Raw genomic sequence first — 16,495 nt, forward strand, 5'->3', positions numbered from 1 at the left:
CCAGTTACACCCTCCAATTCGTTACCGGCAGCGGGAGACACGCAATGACAAAAACAGCAGCTTTCATCGGCCTCGGTGTCATGGGCTACCCCATGGCAGGCCACCTCGCCAATCAGGGGTATCAGGTCCGGGTGTGGAACCGCACCACCGCCAAAGCCCAGCAATGGGCCGAGCAATATGGCGGCCAGGCCTGCGACTCCATCGCAGATGCCGTACACGGCGCGGATTTGGTGATGACCTGCGTGGGCGCTGACAAAGACCTGATCGAGGTCTACGAAGCGGCCGATGGCATCATCGCCAACGCCGCCGACGGCGCCATTCTGATCGACCACACCACCGCCTCTGCCGCCGTTGCCGAACGCCTGGCCCAAGCAGCGGCAGCAAAAAGCCTTGGCTTTCTCGACGCGCCAGTCTCCGGCGGCCAGCAGGGCGCCGAGAATGGCCAGTTGACGGTCATGTGTGGGGGCAGCCAGGCCAGCTTCGACAAGGCCCTTCCCGCCATGGAGTGTTACGCTCGCGCAGTCAACCTGATGGGCGATGCCGGTGCCGGCCAGAAGACCAAGATGGTGAACCAGATCGCCATCGCCGGACTGGTCCAGGGCCTGTCCGAGGCCCTGCACTTCGCTGAGAATGCCGGTCTCGACGCCAGCCGCGTGGTCGACGTGATTTCCAAGGGTGCCGCTCAATCCTGGCAGATGGAGAATCGCTCCGGCACCATGATCGAGGGCGAGTTCGAGCATGGCTTCGCCGTTGACTGGATGCGCAAGGACCTGGGCATCTGCCTGGACGAGGCCCGCAAGAACCACAGCACCCTGCCCGTCACCGCCCTGGTGGATCAGTTCTACGCCGACATCCAGGCCATGGGTGGCAACCGCTGGGATACATCGTCACTGATCGAGCGCCTGCGTCGCCGCTCCTGAGCCCTCCCGCCAACAAAAAAGCCCGCCGCATTCCTGCGTCGGGCTTTTTTGTTGGCCTGCGATCCGGAGACCGCTGGCAACCTGCGTCCAGAGCCAACTCAGGCGGACGCTGTTTCCCCAACTACTTTTCCTTGGGCTGCCACTTGCCGTCCTTGTACCAGGCGGACCAGCCCGTTGCCTTGCCCTCTTTCTCGGACATGACGTACTGCTCCTTGGTCTTGCGGCTGTAGCGCACCACCGTCGGATTCCCTTCGGGGTCGGCCGTCGGCGCCTTCATCAGGAAGGCGTACTTGGGATCAATCTCATTCTTGTGCGGCAACAACTCCTGAACCTGAGGCGCTCGCGTCTCCCGGTTCTTGGGGAACTTGCTGGCCGCCAGGAACAGCCCCGACGCACCGTCACGAAGCACGTAGGTGTCCTCGACCTTCTGGCACTGCAGCTCCGGCATCGGCACAGGGTCCATCTTGGGCGGTGCCGGCTCGCCACTCTTGAGCAGCTTACGGGTGTTCTTGCATTCGGTGGCGGTACAGCCAAAATATTTGCCGAAACGGCCGGTCTTCAGCTGCATCTCGGAACCACACTTGTCACACTCCAGTGTCGGGCCATCATACCCCTTGATGCGGAACGTCCCCTTCTCGACCTCAAACCCGGAACAGTCCGGATTGTTGCCGCAGACATGGAGCTTGCGCTGCTCGTCGATCAGGTAGCTGTCCATTGCCGTGCCACACTTGGGACAACGCCGCTTCTTGCGCAGCAGACGGGTTTCCCCTTCCCCTTCGACATCGTCATCGGCGCTGACCACTTCGTCGCCGGACACCAGGTTGATGGTGGTCTTGCAACGCTCCTTGGGCGGCAGGGCGTAACCGGAGCAACCCAGGAACACCCCGGTGCTGGCCACCCGGATCTGCATCGGCCGCTCACAGGTCGGACAAGGGATGTCGGTTTCCGTGGGCGTATTGCCCCGCATTCCACCTTCGCTGTCGCCACCGGCAGTCTCAAGCTGCTGCTGGAAGTTGCCGTAGAACTCATTCAGCACCTTTTTCCAGTCGATCTCGCCTTCCGCGATCTCGTCCAGCTCTTCTTCAAGGCGAGCGGTAAAATCGTAATCCATCAGGTTGGCGAAGGACTCGGACAAGCGGTCCGTGACCACATCACCCATCTTCTCGGAATAGAAACGCCGGTTCTGCAACCGCACATAGCCCCGATCCTGAATGGTGGAAATGATCGACGCGTAGGTGGACGGCCGACCGATACCCTTCTTCTCCAGTTCCTTGACCAGGCTGGCTTCGGTGTAACGCGGGGCCGGCTTGGTGAAGTGCTGGGTCGGATCGAGCTTGACCAGCGACAGCGGGTCCTCGACCTGAATATCCGGCAGCGCTACATCCTCGTCCTTTTTGGACGACTGCGGCGCAACCTTGAGAAAACCTTCAAACTTGATAATCCGGCCACGGGTTCGCAGCTCGTAGTCGCCATTGGCCACCACAATGGACGTACTGAGGAACTCGGCATCAGCCATCTGACAGGCAATGAACTGGCGCCAGATCAGGTCATAGAGCTTCTCAGCGTCCTTCTCCAGGCCACTGATGTCGGCAGGACGACGACTGACCTCGGTGGGACGAATCGCTTCGTGAGCCTCCTGTGCCCCTTCCTTGCTGCCATAGACCCGCGGGTTGTCCGGCAGGTAGCGATCACCGAACTGCTTGCTGACAAACTCGCGACAGCTCGCAACCGCGTCCTGGCTCAGGTTGGTGGAGTCAGTACGCATGTAAGTGATGTAACCCGCCTCATACAGGCGCTGGGCCAGCATCATGGTTTTCTTGACACTGAACCCCATGCGGTTGCTGGCCGCCTGCTGCAGCGTAGACGTAATAAACGGCGCGCCCGGACGGGACCGGGTAGGCTTGTCTTCGCGCTTGGCAACCTTGAAACCGCCCTGCTCCAGACGCTGGACATGAGCCTGGCTCTGCTGTTCATTCTCCGGACGGTAAGGCTTGCCATCGTACCGGGTTACTTCGAAACGAACGGGCTTCTCCGCCCCCTTCGGCCCCAGGTCGGCGTGCAACTGCCAGAACTCCTCCGGCACGAACGCCCGAATTTCCCGTTCCCGCTCGACGATCAGGCGCACCGCAACGGACTGTACCCGACCAGCAGACAGACCCCGGGCAAGTTTGGCCCAAAGTAACGGCGACACCATGTAGCCGACCACCCGGTCAAGGAAGCGGCGGGCCTGCTGGGCATTGACGCGATTGGTATCGAGCGCGCCCGGGTCTTCAAACGCGGCCTGAATCGCCCGCTTGGTGATTTCGTTGAACACCACGCGACGGTACTTGTCGGCCTCGCCGCCGATGGTTTGCTGAAGGTGCCAGGCAATCGCCTCCCCTTCGCGGTCCAAATCCGTTGCCAGATAGATGTGGTCAGCAGACTTGGCCAGACGCTTCAGTTCGTTGACCACCTTTTCTTTGCCGGGAAGCACTTCGTAGCGGGCTTCCCAGTTCTTGTCCGGGTCCACACCCATACGGGCAACCAACTGTTCCCGGGCTTTGCGCTTCTTGTACGCCGCCTTTTCTTCCGGCTCCATCTTGCGGGTCAGCGCTGCCTGACGAGCCCGCTCCTTCGGATCACTCTGGGACCCGCTGCCGCTGACCGGAAGGTCACGAATGTGCCCGACGCTGGACTTGACGATGTAGTCGGAGCCCAGGTACTTGTTGATGGTCTTCGCTTTGGCTGGCGACTCGACGATGACGAGACTCTTACCCATAACGGAGTTCGGTTTCCTTGACGATGTTCGTACAAATAATCAGCAGACTGTAAACCTGTTGAAAAATCAGTCGGCTAGGTGAAACAAAGGGAGGCAGTACGTCCCGGGAACCTGTTTTACAGGGTCCGTAAATGCAAGACAACCCATTCTTTGTATTCCCGTCGTGTTTTTTAACCCGGTTTAGTTTCATTTTCCCGATCTGGCAAGAAACCCGACGCAATTACCTGAACGGCCCGAACGAGCATCCAAACAACAAAAACCCCGGACAAGCCGGGGTTTCTGCTAGCCGGGTCCGGCTTGCACCGAACCCGCTTGGGGACGCCCGATCAGAGATCAGACACGCTCCCAGACCGTTGCAATGCCCTGACCAAGACCGATACACATGGTGGAGACACCATACTTACCGCCTTTGGCTTCCATGACATTCAACAAGGTGGTGGAGATACGAGCACCGGAACAGCCCAGCGGATGGCCCAGGGCAATCGCACCGCCGTTCAGGTTTACTTTCTCTTCCATCACACCCAGCAGTTTCAGGTCTTTCAGCACCGGCAGGGACTGGCCGGCAAACGCTTCATTCAGCTCCCAGAAGTCGATGTCTTCAACTTTCAGGCCTGCGCGTTTGAGGGCTTTCTTGGTCGCCGGTACCGGGCCGTATCCCATGATCGCGGGATCACAGCCGGCCACTGCCATGCTGACAATCCGGGCACGGGGCTTCAGGCCCAGCGCTTCGGCACGTTCAGCAGACATCAGCACCATGGCCGCAGCACCGTCGGTCAGCTGCGAAGAGGTACCCGCCGTTACGGTGCCGTTCTTCGGATCGAATGCCGGACGCAGCTGGCCCAGGGACTCAGCGGTGGTTTCCGGACGAATGGTTTCGTCTTCTTCGATCAGCACCTTGAAGCCGTTCTCGTCGTGACCTTCGATGGGAACGATTTCGTTCTTGAAGCGGCCTTCGAGGGTCGCTTCGTGGGCCAGACGGTGAGAACGGGCGCCAAACTCGTCCTGCTGCTCACGGGTGATGCCGTGCATCTTGGCCAGCATTTCCGCAGTCAGGCCCATCATGTTGGACGCTTTCGCGGAGTACTTGGAGGCGGCCGGGTTGTGGTCGAAGCCTTCGGTCATCGGAACGTGACCCATGTGCTCAACACCACCAACCACAAACACGTCACCATTGCCGGTCATGATGGCCTGGGCCGCTGTGTGAATCGCGGACATCGCGGAACCACACAGACGGTTTACGGTTTGCGCCGCAGACTCGTGCGGGATGTCAGTCAGCAGGGAAATCTGCCGTGCAACGTTGAAGCCCTGCTCTTTGGTCTGGTTTACACAGCCCCAGATCACGTCTTCAACTTCTTTCGGGTTGAGCTCGGGATTACGCTCAAACAGTGCGTCGATCAGCGCAGCCGACAGTGTTTCCGCACGTACGTTGCGGAAACAACCGTTCTTGGCACGACCCATCGGAGTCCGCACGCAATCGACGACGACAACGTCTCTCGGATTCAGGCTCATAGATCTTTCTCCGTTCGGAAATCTCGTTCAGGGTTAGCCAAAGAACTTCTTGCCAGTCTTGGCCATTTCACGCAGCTTCTCGGTCGGGTGGTACAGCGGACCCAGGTCTGCGAACTTGTCTGCCAGCTCGACGAACTTGTCGACACCCATGTCGTCGATGTAACGCAGGGCACCACCACGGAACGGCGGGAAGCCGATACCGAAGATCAGACCCATATCGGCGTCAGCCGGGTCTTCAACAATGCCGTCTTCCAGGCAGCGAACGGTTTCCAGGCACAGCGGAATCATCATCCGGGCGATGATCTCTTCTTCCTCGAAGTCCTTCTTGCCCTGAACCACCGGCTCGATGAGCTTGTAGGTTTCTTCGTCAACCACCTTCTTCTTCTTGCCTTTACGATCCAGCTCGTACTTGTAGAAGCCGATGTCGTTCTTCTGGCCGTAGCGGTTGTTTTCGAACATCACATCGATGGCGCTCTTGTTCTCGTCCTTCATGCGGTCCGGGAACCCTTCGGCCATCACTTCGTTGGCGTGCTTGGCGGTGTCCATGCCGACAACGTCGAGCAGGTACGCTGGGCCCATCGGCCAGCCAAACTTTTCCATAACCTTGTCGACTTTCTGGAAGTCGGCACCGTCGCGAACCAGGCCGGCGAAGCCGCCAAAGTACGGGAACAGAACACGGTTCACCAGGAAGCCCGGGCAGTCGTTGACCACAATCGGGGTCTTGCCCATGGCCTTGGCATACGCCACGGTGGTCGCAATCGCACGATCGCTGGTTTTCTCACCACGGATAACCTCAACCAGCGGCATCATGTGCACCGGGTTGAAGAAATGCATGCCACAGAAGTTCTCCGGACGCTTCAGGTTCTTGGCCAGAAGATCGATGGAGATGGTGGAGGTGTTGGAGGTGAGGATGGCGTCTTCGCGCACCGCGTCTTCGGTTTCGCGCAGTACGGCATCTTTGACCTTCGGGTTCTCAACCACCGCTTCAACCACCAGGTCGACATTCTTGAAGTCGCCGTAGTTGAGTGTCGGTGTGATGCTGTTCAGAACATCCGCCATCTTGTCAGCCTTCATCTTGCCGCGGCTAACGCGCTTGGTCAGCAGAGACTTGGCTTCTTTCAGACCCAGATCGATACCAGCCGGAGCGATGTCCTTCATGATGATCGGAGTGCCTTTCAGGGCAGACTGGTAAGCAACGCCACCACCCATGATGCCCGCACCCAGAACGGCTGCCAGCTTGACTTCGCTCGCTTCCTTCTCCCACGCCTTGGCCTTCTTCTTCAGTTCCTGGTCGTTCAGGAACAGACCCACCAGACAGGCGGCAACGTTGGTCTTGGCCATCTTGGCGAAGCCTTTGGCTTCCACTTCGATTGCCTTGTCGCGAGTCAGGTTGGCGTGCTTCTGCATCACCTTGATCGCTTCAACCGGCGCCGGGTAGTTCTTGCCAGCCTTGCCGGCAACGAAACCCTTGGAGATCTCGAACGCCATCATACTTTCCATGGCGTTGAGCTTGATTTTGCCCTTCTTCTCTTCACGACGGGCCTGGTTGTCCAGCTTGCCTTCGTTGCACTGGTTGATAATGGCAACAGCGGCGTCGACCAGCTTGTCGGACTCAACCACAGCGTCAACTGCACCCACTTTCAGGGCATCGGCAGCACGGTTTTCGGTACCGCCACAGATCCACTCAACAGCGTAATCCACACCCACCAGACGGGACAGGCGTACGGTACCACCAAAGCCCGGGAAGATACCCAGCTTCACTTCCGGCAGGCCAACTTTGGCCTTGCTGCCCATGACCCGGTAGTCGGTGGCGAGACACATCTCAAAACCACCACCCAGAGCCATGCCGTTGATTGCCGTAACGGTGGGGAACGGCAGATCTTCAACCGCATTGAAAACCTCGTTTGCCTTCAGGTTGTTGGCAATCAGGTCTTCTTCAGAACCTGCGAACAGGTCGGTGAATTCGGTGATATCGGCACCAACAATGAAGGAATCCTTGGAACTGGTGACAACCAGCCCTTTCAGGTCTTTCTGTTCCTTAAGCTTGTCGGTCGCGGCGTGGAGCTCTTCAATGGTGAGGCGATTGAACTTGTTGACTGACTCGCCCTGCAAGTCAAAGTTCAACTGAGCGATCCCGCCTTCGATCTCTTTAACCGTGATGGCTTTACCTTCGTAAATCATCAACTGATCTCCAGTCTGTGTTTGGAACTGCTTCCAGCGTGGTGAGTCGGGAGGTCACCCGCTGTCGACGCAGCGAGATTTCGGTCACTACCCGATCAACCGATTCAAAAATTCATACAGTCGTTTGAATCGTGAGCGCACACGATGAAAAAAAACCGCCCGTTTGTCAATTTGTTTCTACGTTGAAACCGAAACATTCAGCCACCATGCTGCCAGACATCGGCACGCCTATGACACCTTTACCCATTAAGATTCATAAAGATAAAGTGTTTTATTGATGTGATGTGTAGAATGGGCGGCACCTGCCGACCGTACAATCGGGAGACCTCGTTGCTGGTGCTGAATGGGCGGACGACGCACGGCCACAATGGCGGTATCTTTTGTGACCACAATGTCAAAACTTCGTCAGGGCCTTGATTGCCCCACCCAGTTACTTTAATTTCAAAGTCAGACTTTCGTATAGGGAGAGAATGGCGACGGGTGCGATTGGACTACGCACCGGAAGGATTCGCCAGCCAAGGGAACGGCAACCGCCATCCCCGACCCTCTGCCTGCCAGTCGTCCCTGCCCCGAGCTGCCCTTGGGCCCGGCGGCAAACAATAATAAAAGAGCACAATACGGAGTTTTCATCCGATGAAAGCGAAGCACCCCTTATACCGGTCATTGGCTGCGCTACTGTTGTTTTTTACCATTCTGTCCCCGGCTGCCCGGGCAGATGACAGCGCCAGCTTCCTTGATAACCTGCATCATTTCCGGGTCAGTAATTTTATTGCCCTGGACGCCTACTACCGTTTCTCGGTCGATGGCGATACCGTTGCTCTGAACGAAATCGTCGCGTCCATCAACCTGGCCAACGGCGCCATGAACACCGTCGCCAGCAGTACGGCCGACATGCTGGATAGCGCCGAGATTGCCAGCCTTCAGGAGTCCTTTGACAAGTTCAAGGACCTGATGCGGCTGAACATCAATGACGTTCGCAAGAATGGCTATCCGGACCTGCGCCTGGTGTCCGAGATGGCGGACCAGGCGGCCACCCTGAGCACCCGCTCCACTGAGCTCTACAGCGTCGCCCTGGAAAATGCCCAGGTCAGCGCCAACGAGCGCATAGAGGCCGCCCGCTCAGCTGCCGTTACCATGGCCCAGATGATGGCGAAGTATTCGGTACGCTCAAACATGGCGGTTTCACAAACTTTCCAGGGTACCTCGGAGGATGAGCCGCTGGACGTCAAGGCCCAGAAGTTCGAACAACTGCTGACCCGGCTGTCGGCCGGCCCTGCCCCCGAATCCCTGCGCACCATGCTTGATGAACTCAACTCCAAGTGGCTGTTCATCCGCAATTCCTACATCAATTACAACGAGAACAACGTCTCGTTCGTCATCGACCGCTACTCCAAGGGCATCTTGGAAGGTCTCGACAACACCATCAACCTGCTGAAAGAAAACGCCTGATCCAGATCACGCCTTTCTTGATGCCTGTCAGTGACCTAGCTTTGGTTCTGGCCTATAGTGGAAGCTATAGGCCGGCCCCGAGTTGCACTGCTTTTGGTGGTCAATCCGGGACCATTGGTGATCCCTGAAAGGAGTTCGTGATGTCCCAGTACAACAAGGTACTTGTCGCCATTGATCTGACCGAGGAGGCGCCTCAAGTACTCGATAAAGCCATTGAGATTTGCAAGGCCCATTCCGCCGAGCTGATGCTGGTGCATGTGGTGGAACCGGTTGGCTACGCCTACGGCGGCGATATCCCGATGGATCTCACCGAACTGCAGGATCAGCTGGACGCGGCCGCCCGCGAGCAGCTGCAGAAGTATGGCGCCACCTACCAGATTGACGATGGCAACCAGATTGTCACGGTAGGTCGGCCGGAATCGGAGATTCACCGACTGGCGGAAGAGCGCAATGCGGACCTGGTGGTGGTCGGCAGCCACGGCCGCCGCGGTATCCAGCTGCTACTGGGCTCCACCGCCAACGGCGTGCTGCACGGCGCCAAGTGCGACGTGCTGGCGGTGCGGATCAATTGATCCGCACCGGGTGCCGCCAGTGTCCCGCGCGGCACCCGGAAACACCAATTCAGTGACTGGTCTGGTCGCCCTGGATGCGAGCTTCCAGTTTCCGCAACTGGCTCTCGAGCGAGACGCTGACACTGGAGGCCATGGAGAAGAAGTTCAATAGCGCCTTAAGGTTACTGTCACCCTGGCAGACCGAGTGAATGCGCTGCCACAGCGCCTGGTTCACCAGCTGCAAACGCTTGTTGCGTTCAACCAGCCCTTTCAGCTCCCAGTCCGCATCCTTGCCATGCCGCATCTCGAAGTACTGCTGCAACAGGTAGTGGGACACACTACGCATGATGAATTCATCGCTGGAGGCAAACGGCAGGTGGTGAACAGCCATTGACTTGAGCTCCGACAGCACCGGGCAACCGCTGGTTGCCATCTTCAGCCCCAGCAATGATCGCAGCGCTTCCTCCAGCGTGGTTTCCTTGTCGTAATGGCGATGCTCGTCCACCACACGCACCTCCACCGGCTGATAGGCGTCCTTGTCCTGAAAGGCGTCAACAACGGGCAGCATCTCGACAGCCGCGGGGCAATAGGGTGATGCTTCAGGCTTCAGCGGGCAGTTGGCACACTGGCAGTGTTCCAGACGGGTCCACTTGGGCAGGGGCTCTCGCGCCTGCCTTGGCTGGTCGGTCACCTTGAAATAGACCCGATGACCGTCCTGAAGCTTGAAGGTGTAACCAACGTTCATGAGTTGCCCTGCTCCTCAAGTTCCATCCAGCGCTCGATCATTGCTTCCAGATCGGCCTCCATCTCCGCCAGGCGTTCCAGCTTTTCGGTCACCTCCGCCTGCGGCCGGGCGTAGAAGTCCGGACCGGAGACTTCCTCCTGCATCGCGGCAAGCGCCGTCTCAAGCTCATTGATCTTGCCCGGAAGCTGCTCCAGCTCCAGCTTCAACTTGTAACTGAGTTTTGCCGGTCGCTGCTTGGTTTGAGCCTTGGGTTTAGCGGGGGAAGCCTCCGCGGGCGCGGGCTTGGACTTGACCGGCTCGGAGCGCATTTCAGCGTTGAAACGTCCTCCCTGGCGACGCCAATCACTATAGCCGCCAACGTACTCCTTCACCACACCGCTGCCATCGAGGGCGATGGTATCGGCAACCACATTGTCGAGGAATTCGCGGTCGTGACTGATCACCAGCACGGTGCCGGAAAACGCCACCAACTGGGCCTCCAACAGCTCCAGGGTCTCCACATCGAGGTCGTTGGTGGGTTCATCGAGCACCAGGATATTGGCCGGTTTGCTGAACAGCTTGGCGAGCATCAACCGGGCCCGTTCTCCGCCCGAGAACACCCGGACAGGAGACCGGGCACGCTCGGGGCTGAACAGGAATTCCTGCAGATACCCAAGTACATGTTTCTGCTGGCCATTGATCTCAATGAACTCACGCCCTTCCGCCAGATTGTCCAGGGCATTGCTGTCCGGGTCCAATTCACCGCGCAGCTGGTCGAAATACGCCACCTCCCGATTGGTGCCCAGACGGATACGACCCTCGGTTGGCTCCAGATCCCCCAACAGCAGTCGCACCAGAGTGGTTTTGCCGGTGCCATTCTCACCAACCAGACCAATCTTGTCGCCCCGCATGATGGTCAGGTTCATGTCACGGATGATGGACTTGCCGTCGGGATATTTGAAGCCGGCCCCAACCGCCTCCACCACCAGACGACCGGATCGCGCGGCGTCCTCCACCGAGAAGCTGGCATTGCCCACCCGCTCGCGACGCTGCTTGCGCTCCTCGCGCATGGCCTTAAGCGCTCTGACCCGGCCCATGTTGCGGGTCCGGCGGGCCTTGATCCCCTGGCGAATCCAGGCTTCTTCCTGCTTGAGACGCTTATCGAACAGGGCATTCTGGCGCTCTTCTTCTTCCAGCGCCTTCTCTTTCAGCTCCAGATAACGGTCATAGTTGGCAGCGAAGCTCACCAGCTGTCCCCGGTCCAACTCCACAACGCGGGTGGCCACCCGGCGGATGAATGCGCGGTCATGGCTGACAAACAGAATGGCGCCGGTAAACTGTGCCAACGTTTCTTCCAGCCAGGCGATGGCGGGAACATCCAGATGGTTGGTGGGCTCATCCAGCATCAGAATGTCCGGCTCGGCCACCAGAGCCCGGGCCAACAGAACCCGACGCTGCCAGCCACCAGAGAGCGTATTCAGCTGCTGGTCAGGATCGATCTGGTACTGCTTGAGGATGGCGGTGACCTTCTGATCCAGGCGCCAGCCGTCCAGCGCTTCAAGCCGCTCCTGAACCTTTGACATCCGCTCCAGGCTGTTTTCATCGGCCTGCTGGGACAGGGTATGGAACTCCGCCAGCAACGCGCCAGCCTCGGGAAACGCGCCCGCCACCACGTCGTAGGCCGTACGGGGATCGTCCGCCGGCAGGTTCTGCTGCAACACCGCCAGCGTTGCCCCGGCCTCCAGCTTGACCAGACCACCATCGGGCGTCACCTCGCCGGAAACGATCTTGAGCAGCGTGGATTTACCCTCGCCGTTGCGGCCAATCAGGCACACCCGCTCGCCGGCCTCAATCACCAGGGACGCCTGGTCCAGCAAGGGGTGCAGACCGAACGCCAGGGACACATCATCCAGCATCAATAGGGGCATAAACTCAGGACTCCTGTTGCAAAATCTCTACCGGGTCTCCCCGTCTCACCATCACGCCATCAGGTCGATGCAGCGCATTGATGCCAAACATCACACCGTCCGGGGTACGCCGGAACCTGCCCAGGGTTCGAAGGGGCTGGGCATCCGTCGCCTTGGTGCCGAGATCCGGATCGACGGTGGTCATCACGCAGCGCGAGCAGGGCTTCACCAGATCAAACACCACGTCGCCAATCCGCAACTGGCGCCATTGGTCTTCCTGCCATGCCTGAGAGCCCTCAATCACCAGATTGGGCCGGAACCGACGGATGTCGACCGGGTTGTCCAGACGGCTGTTCAGGTCATCCAGAGAGGCCTGGTTGACGATCAGGAACGGGAAACCGTCGGCAAAACCCACTCGCCGCCGCTCCGTCACCCGACCGCCCTTGACTTCACGGAAGGTGGCGTCAGGCATATGGACCAGTGTCAGCGATTCACCGATGAATCCGGACAACGCCTCGGAGGCAGAGCCTGCGGCATCACAGGCCTTGACCCAATCCTGCCAGACCCGTACCGGCCGGCTAGCGTGGCCAGGTTCCAGAGTGTGGGCGCCGAGGCCAGGCACATCAATAACCACCTCTCCCCGGGCAATGGCGGTATGAATCAGCGCTAGTCGGGGATGGCTGCGTTGGGTGACGAACTGACCTTCAGCATCGACAATCATCCAGCGACGATCACCAGCCGGACCGAACTCATCGAGCGCCATCTCGGGAAGCGCAATACCGCGCAGGGATTTAACCGGGTACACGAATTGCGACAGCACCTGCATGATCAGGACCTCCGGGCGTGGTTTGCGAGGGTGCAAGGGGCGGAGGCAGGAGCATTCGACAGGCTGCGGGGCCTGTCGCCGATCCCGCTACCGGAACCCGCGAACGGGGCAGTATAACTGAGATCGGCGGTGTTTAGGGGGATTGCCGGGTGCGGTTGCGCCCAGGCGTCTTTATCTCAGGGCGGCGATGACCGCATTGGCAGCCTGACGCCATTGCGCCACCACCGAATCGCCATCGGGCGCAATGACCACCGGTGACGCACCGGCACCCACAATGGCTGCGTGAACATCGTCCGGCAGGCTGGTATGGTGCAGCACCGCACCGACGCCGGAGTCGCGGATGGTCGACACCAGCGCCGCTATCTGGTCCTCGCTCCAGGACCGGGTCTGCGGCGCCTGAAACGGCACTGACTCAAGGTTCAGACCACTGACCAGGTAGCTGAGCCGGTCGGACAGCGAGATCACGGCCATCTGGTCCAGCTCCAGCAACGCCATTTCAACGTCAACCGATGCCACCAACAAACGGCGACGGAAACTGGCGAGGTTGTCGTCAATCCGCTCGGCAGAGCCCGGTGACAGACGCGCCAGATCCGCCGCTATGATATCTGCCATGCGACCAAGGTTGTCCGGAGACCACCAGGGCCCATGTCCCATGCCGGTGCCGGCGCGCAAAGCAATCCCTGGAAGCGCGTGATCGAGAGGGGCTGCGGCATCAATCTCAAGGATGCGGAAATTGACGCGGCGTGCCAACGGGAACAGCGGGTCCTGGGGCCACAGCGACCGCAGGCCGATAACCGCATCCGCCTCACCGGCCAGCTGCTCCAGCTTGCGACTGCCCCGCCCCTCGAAATAGGACTGCCAGCGGGTGAATGGCAGGCGCGCGGATACCGCTGCCTCAACCTTTATATCGGTGCCTTCGGCCAATGCCGAAGCCAACGCAACCACCGCCGGGTGCGCAGCCAGCACGGTATGGTCAGGTTTCATTTCCTCGGCTGCAAGCCGGCCACCGGTGACCGTCAGGGCAAACGCCAACATCAGCAACGCCAGGATTCGGCCAACACAGGAACTCACAGTCACACCACGTCTCCTTTCATGGCCGGCACCAAGCTGCGGGCCACCGCGGCCAGCAGGAACAGACTGCCTGCCACCAGGATGATCGCGGCTCCTGACGGTACCGGCAGGTTAAATACGATGGGCAGGAGGATGCCTGCCAGGGTGCTGATCACCGAGATCACCACCGAACCCCAGAAAAATCCTCGCAGCGACCGGCTCACCAGACGGGCACAGGCTGCCGGGATCACCAGCAGCGCACCCACCAGGATGGCACCGATCACCTTCACCGAGGCCACGGTGACCATCGTCACCAGGACCACGAACAGATAGTCCATCAGCTTCACCGAAACCCCGCGAACAGCCGCCAGCTGCGGATTGAAACTCACCAGCATCATGCGATTGTAGAACGGCAGCATCGCCATCAGGGTGAGCAAAGCCACTACCGCCAACACCGTCAGGTCCTGACTGTTGACCGTCAGCACTGAGCCAAAGAGGACATTCTCAAGAATGTGAATGTTGATGCGGCTGGCAAGAATCAGCAGCATACTGGCACCCAGCGCCAGTGACAGGGACAGGAATACACCAATCAGGGTGTCCGGTGACAGACCGGTCCGATTGCGCAGATAGTTCAGCATCAGACCAAACAGCAGGCAGTAGCCAAACAGGCTGCCGTAGGGGCCGGTGTAGGGCTCGCCCAGCAGGATGCCGATGGCGACGCCGGTCAGCGCGGAATGGCCAATCGCCTCCGAGAAAAAGGCGAATCGCTTGACCACCACCAGCGTACCAAGACTCCCCAGCACCGGCCCGATGATCAGCCCCGCCATCAACGCGTTGACCACAAACCCATAGGTCAGCAGCTCCGGCAGATAGCCCGCCTGGGCCCAGCTCACGATCAGTGTCCGTAAACCATCAAACAAGCTCACGCCACCTCCCCCGCCGCAAGCGGAACCTCAGTTGCCGAGTGGCTGAACAGGTTGATCAGCCGTTCCGGTGCCAGCGCCTGCTCTGGCGTTTCATGGAACAGCAGTTTACGGTTCAGGCCGGTGACGGTGTCCGCCAGTCGTCGAACCGCCGCCAGGTCATGCTCAATCCAGACCACGGTGCGGCCCTCCGCCTGCCACTGGCCAAGCAGGGTCTCGAACAGGCGGATTCCGGCCTCATCCAGGGCGGCCAGTGGTTCGTCCAGAACCAGCAGGTCGGCCTGGGGCATCAGCGCCTGTGCCAACAGCACCCGCTGACGTTCGCCACCGGACAGCGCCCCCATCCGGCGACGCCGCTTGCCGGAGAGACCGACCCGCGCCAGCGCCGTGTCGACCAGCTCACGATGGCGACGAGCCAGACCAAGAAAGCCGGGACGGGCCTGTACCATGGTGGCGAGCACATCCTCCACCGTCATCGGCAGTCCCCGCTCGAATTCCAGCGCCTGGGGCACATACCCGACATTGCCGGCTTCGCCGGGCCAGGTCATGGCGATCTGTCCCTGGTGCGGCATCTGCCCCAACAACGCCTTCACCAATGAGCTTTTACCACCGCCGTTCGGCCCAACCAGGGCATGGGTACGGCCGGCCGACAGCTCCAGACAGATATCGCAGAGGATATCGGTGCCACCCAGCGACAGCGACACCGACCCGAATGCGATCGCCGGCCCCGTCCCAGGGACGGGCTCAACAGCCATGTTCACGGTGCCGTCTCCAGGATGGCATCGACCACGGTGTCGAGGTTGTGGGCCATGTCCTTCTCAAACCGGTCCGCGGTGTACTCGCCATAGGAGATGTGACTGAGGGCGTAGAGCCGCACGCCGGCCTCACGGCGAATGGTGTCAACGTAGGTGGACGGAAAATCCATTTCCGAGAAGATGACGTCCACATCCAGCTCGTTGAGCGTGTCAATGGTGGCCTTGAGTTGGGACGGGCTCGGCTCGATACCGTGAGCAGGCTCCACCACCGCAGTCACCTCCACACCAAACTCCCGCAACAGGTAGTCATAGGCACCGTGAATGGTCGCCACCCGCAGATCGGTTGCCGGGGCCTCTGCCAATCGCGCCAGCGCCCTTGCACGCATCCCCCGAAGGGTTCGGGCGTACCGCCGGGCGTTGGTGCGGAAATCGTCGGCGTGTTCCGGCGCCAGCTCTGCCAGTTCACGGGCAATAGTGTTGACCTGGGCAATGGCGGCGGTAATGGACAGGAAGGTGTGGGGGTTCACCACCGCCCCGGAATCCTCGCCGCTGCGCAATGCCGACATGCCGGACGCAGCCAGCAGGGGGACCCGGGCATTGGCTTCAATAATGGGCAGGTCGGGGCTGTCACTGGCGGCGATCATGCGGTCGACAAAATCGTCGTGGCCAATGCCGTTGATCACCACCGCGTCCAGGGTGGCAATGCGCTGGATATCTTCAGCCCGGGGCTCAAAGGCATGGGGGTTGAAGCCGACAGGAATCAGCGGCACCACCTCGGCATGGTCGCCCACAATGTTGGCAACGTAACTGTAATACGGATGCAGGGTAACGCCGATTCTCAGGCCATCCGCCAGCACCACCGACGGCAGCGCCAACAGGGCAAACATCAGCCAGCGGCCCAGGCCCGTGCGCCGGCCACGACGGCCACGACGGCCGGTCAGG

At 60.0% G+C, this 16,495-nt stretch carries 13 protein-coding genes; 3 read left to right on the forward strand and 10 right to left on the reverse strand.

The annotated features are described in order from the left end of the window. The first annotated feature begins 44 nt into the window (after positions 1-44). The gene (locus tag J2887_RS12035) at positions 45-920 is read left to right on the forward strand and encodes an NAD(P)-dependent oxidoreductase (protein ID WP_227171373.1); all 876 of its coding nucleotides are present in this window, start codon (positions 45-47) and stop codon (positions 918-920) included. A 121-nt stretch (positions 921-1,041) separates the two neighbouring features. Here the strand turns inward: J2887_RS12035 and topA are convergent, their stop codons facing one another. From topA to fadB, 3 genes are all read right to left on the reverse strand, one after another. Then, entirely contained in the window at positions 1,042-3,678 is a 2,637-nt protein-coding gene (gene topA / locus J2887_RS12040) for a type I DNA topoisomerase (protein ID WP_227171374.1), read from the reverse strand. Positions 3,679-4,011: 333 nt separating this feature from the next. Continuing rightward, positions 4,012-5,187, reverse strand: coding sequence for an acetyl-CoA C-acyltransferase FadA (fadA, locus tag J2887_RS12045; RefSeq protein ID WP_227171375.1), 1,176 nt, complete (start codon positions 5,185-5,187; stop codon positions 4,012-4,014). Positions 5,188-5,220: 33 nt separating this feature from the next. Next, positions 5,221-7,368, reverse strand: coding sequence for a fatty acid oxidation complex subunit alpha FadB (fadB, locus tag J2887_RS12050; RefSeq protein WP_227171376.1), 2,148 nt, complete (start codon positions 7,366-7,368; stop codon positions 5,221-5,223). Positions 7,369-8,001: 633 nt separating this feature from the next. Here fadB and J2887_RS12055 point away from each other — a divergent pair. Together J2887_RS12055 and J2887_RS12060 are read left to right on the forward strand one after the other, a co-directional pair. After that, positions 8,002-8,817, forward strand: a complete 816-nt coding sequence (locus J2887_RS12055) for a hypothetical protein (RefSeq protein WP_227171377.1) — start codon at positions 8,002-8,004, stop codon at positions 8,815-8,817. A gap of 140 nt (positions 8,818-8,957) precedes the next feature. Further along, positions 8,958-9,389, forward strand: coding sequence for a universal stress protein (locus J2887_RS12060; RefSeq protein ID WP_227171378.1), 432 nt, complete (start codon positions 8,958-8,960; stop codon positions 9,387-9,389). A 49-nt stretch (positions 9,390-9,438) separates the two neighbouring features. On the opposite strand, the gene J2887_RS12065 is transcribed toward J2887_RS12060, so the two are convergent. The 7 genes from J2887_RS12065 to J2887_RS12095 form a co-directional block, all read right to left on the reverse strand. Beyond that, a complete protein-coding gene (locus J2887_RS12065; RefSeq protein WP_227171379.1) occupies positions 9,439-10,113 on the reverse strand; it encodes a DUF6901 family protein in 675 nt (224 codons plus the stop codon). Then, the gene (locus J2887_RS12070; protein WP_227171380.1) at positions 10,110-12,020 is read right to left on the reverse strand and encodes an ATP-binding cassette domain-containing protein; all 1,911 of its coding nucleotides are present in this window, start codon (positions 12,018-12,020) and stop codon (positions 10,110-10,112) included. The genes J2887_RS12065 and J2887_RS12070 overlap by 4 nt, the downstream gene beginning before the upstream one ends. A 4-nt stretch (positions 12,021-12,024) precedes the next feature. Further along, the gene (locus J2887_RS12075) at positions 12,025-12,825 is read right to left on the reverse strand and encodes an MOSC domain-containing protein (protein ID WP_227171381.1); all 801 of its coding nucleotides are present in this window, start codon (positions 12,823-12,825) and stop codon (positions 12,025-12,027) included. Between the two features lie 171 nt (positions 12,826-12,996). After that, the gene (locus J2887_RS12080) at positions 12,997-13,902 is read right to left on the reverse strand and encodes a metal ABC transporter solute-binding protein, Zn/Mn family (protein ID WP_227171382.1); all 906 of its coding nucleotides are present in this window, start codon (positions 13,900-13,902) and stop codon (positions 12,997-12,999) included. Continuing rightward, entirely contained in the window at positions 13,899-14,795 is an 897-nt protein-coding gene (locus J2887_RS12085) for a metal ABC transporter permease (RefSeq protein WP_228752877.1), read from the reverse strand. The genes J2887_RS12080 and J2887_RS12085 overlap by 4 nt, the downstream gene beginning before the upstream one ends. Before the next feature lie 2 nt (positions 14,796-14,797). Continuing rightward, positions 14,798-15,553, reverse strand: coding sequence for a metal ABC transporter ATP-binding protein (locus tag J2887_RS12090; protein ID WP_227176111.1), 756 nt, complete (start codon positions 15,551-15,553; stop codon positions 14,798-14,800). A 2-nt stretch (positions 15,554-15,555) separates the two neighbouring features. Then, positions 15,556-16,440 (reverse strand): metal ABC transporter solute-binding protein, Zn/Mn family, encoded by an 885-nt coding sequence (locus J2887_RS12095; protein ID WP_228752878.1) that lies wholly within the window; start codon positions 16,438-16,440, stop codon positions 15,556-15,558. Positions 16,441-16,495 lie beyond the last annotated feature (55 nt).

The organism is Marinobacter sp. CA1, from assembly GCF_020546665.1.
Taxonomy (GTDB): domain Bacteria; phylum Pseudomonadota; class Gammaproteobacteria; order Pseudomonadales; family Oleiphilaceae; genus Marinobacter; species Marinobacter xestospongiae.

What these genes read in the sequence shown, in the direction of transcription:
- J2887_RS12035 (WP_227171373.1), top strand. Translation starts at nt 45, where the DNA reads ATGACAAAAACAGCAGCTTTCATCGGCCTCGGTGTCATGGGCTACCCC.
- topA (WP_227171374.1), bottom strand. Translation starts at nt 3,678, where the DNA reads ATGGGTAAGAGTCTCGTCATCGTCGAGTCGCCAGCCAAAGCGAAGACC.
- fadA (WP_227171375.1), bottom strand. Translation starts at nt 5,187, where the DNA reads ATGAGCCTGAATCCGAGAGACGTTGTCGTCGTCGATTGCGTGCGGACT.
- fadB (WP_227171376.1), bottom strand. Translation starts at nt 7,368, where the DNA reads ATGATTTACGAAGGTAAAGCCATCACGGTTAAAGAGATCGAAGGCGGG.
- J2887_RS12055 (WP_227171377.1), top strand. Translation starts at nt 8,002, where the DNA reads ATGAAAGCGAAGCACCCCTTATACCGGTCATTGGCTGCGCTACTGTTG.
- J2887_RS12060 (WP_227171378.1), top strand. Translation starts at nt 8,958, where the DNA reads ATGTCCCAGTACAACAAGGTACTTGTCGCCATTGATCTGACCGAGGAG.
- J2887_RS12065 (WP_227171379.1), bottom strand. Translation starts at nt 10,113, where the DNA reads ATGAACGTTGGTTACACCTTCAAGCTTCAGGACGGTCATCGGGTCTAT.
- J2887_RS12070 (WP_227171380.1), bottom strand. Translation starts at nt 12,020, where the DNA reads ATGCCCCTATTGATGCTGGATGATGTGTCCCTGGCGTTCGGTCTGCAC.
- J2887_RS12075 (WP_227171381.1), bottom strand. Translation starts at nt 12,825, where the DNA reads ATGCAGGTGCTGTCGCAATTCGTGTACCCGGTTAAATCCCTGCGCGGT.
- J2887_RS12090 (WP_227176111.1), bottom strand. Translation starts at nt 15,553, where the DNA reads ATGGCTGTTGAGCCCGTCCCTGGGACGGGGCCGGCGATCGCATTCGGG.
- J2887_RS12095 (WP_228752878.1), bottom strand. Translation starts at nt 16,440, where the DNA reads ATGTTTGCCCTGTTGGCGCTGCCGTCGGTGGTGCTGGCGGATGGCCTG.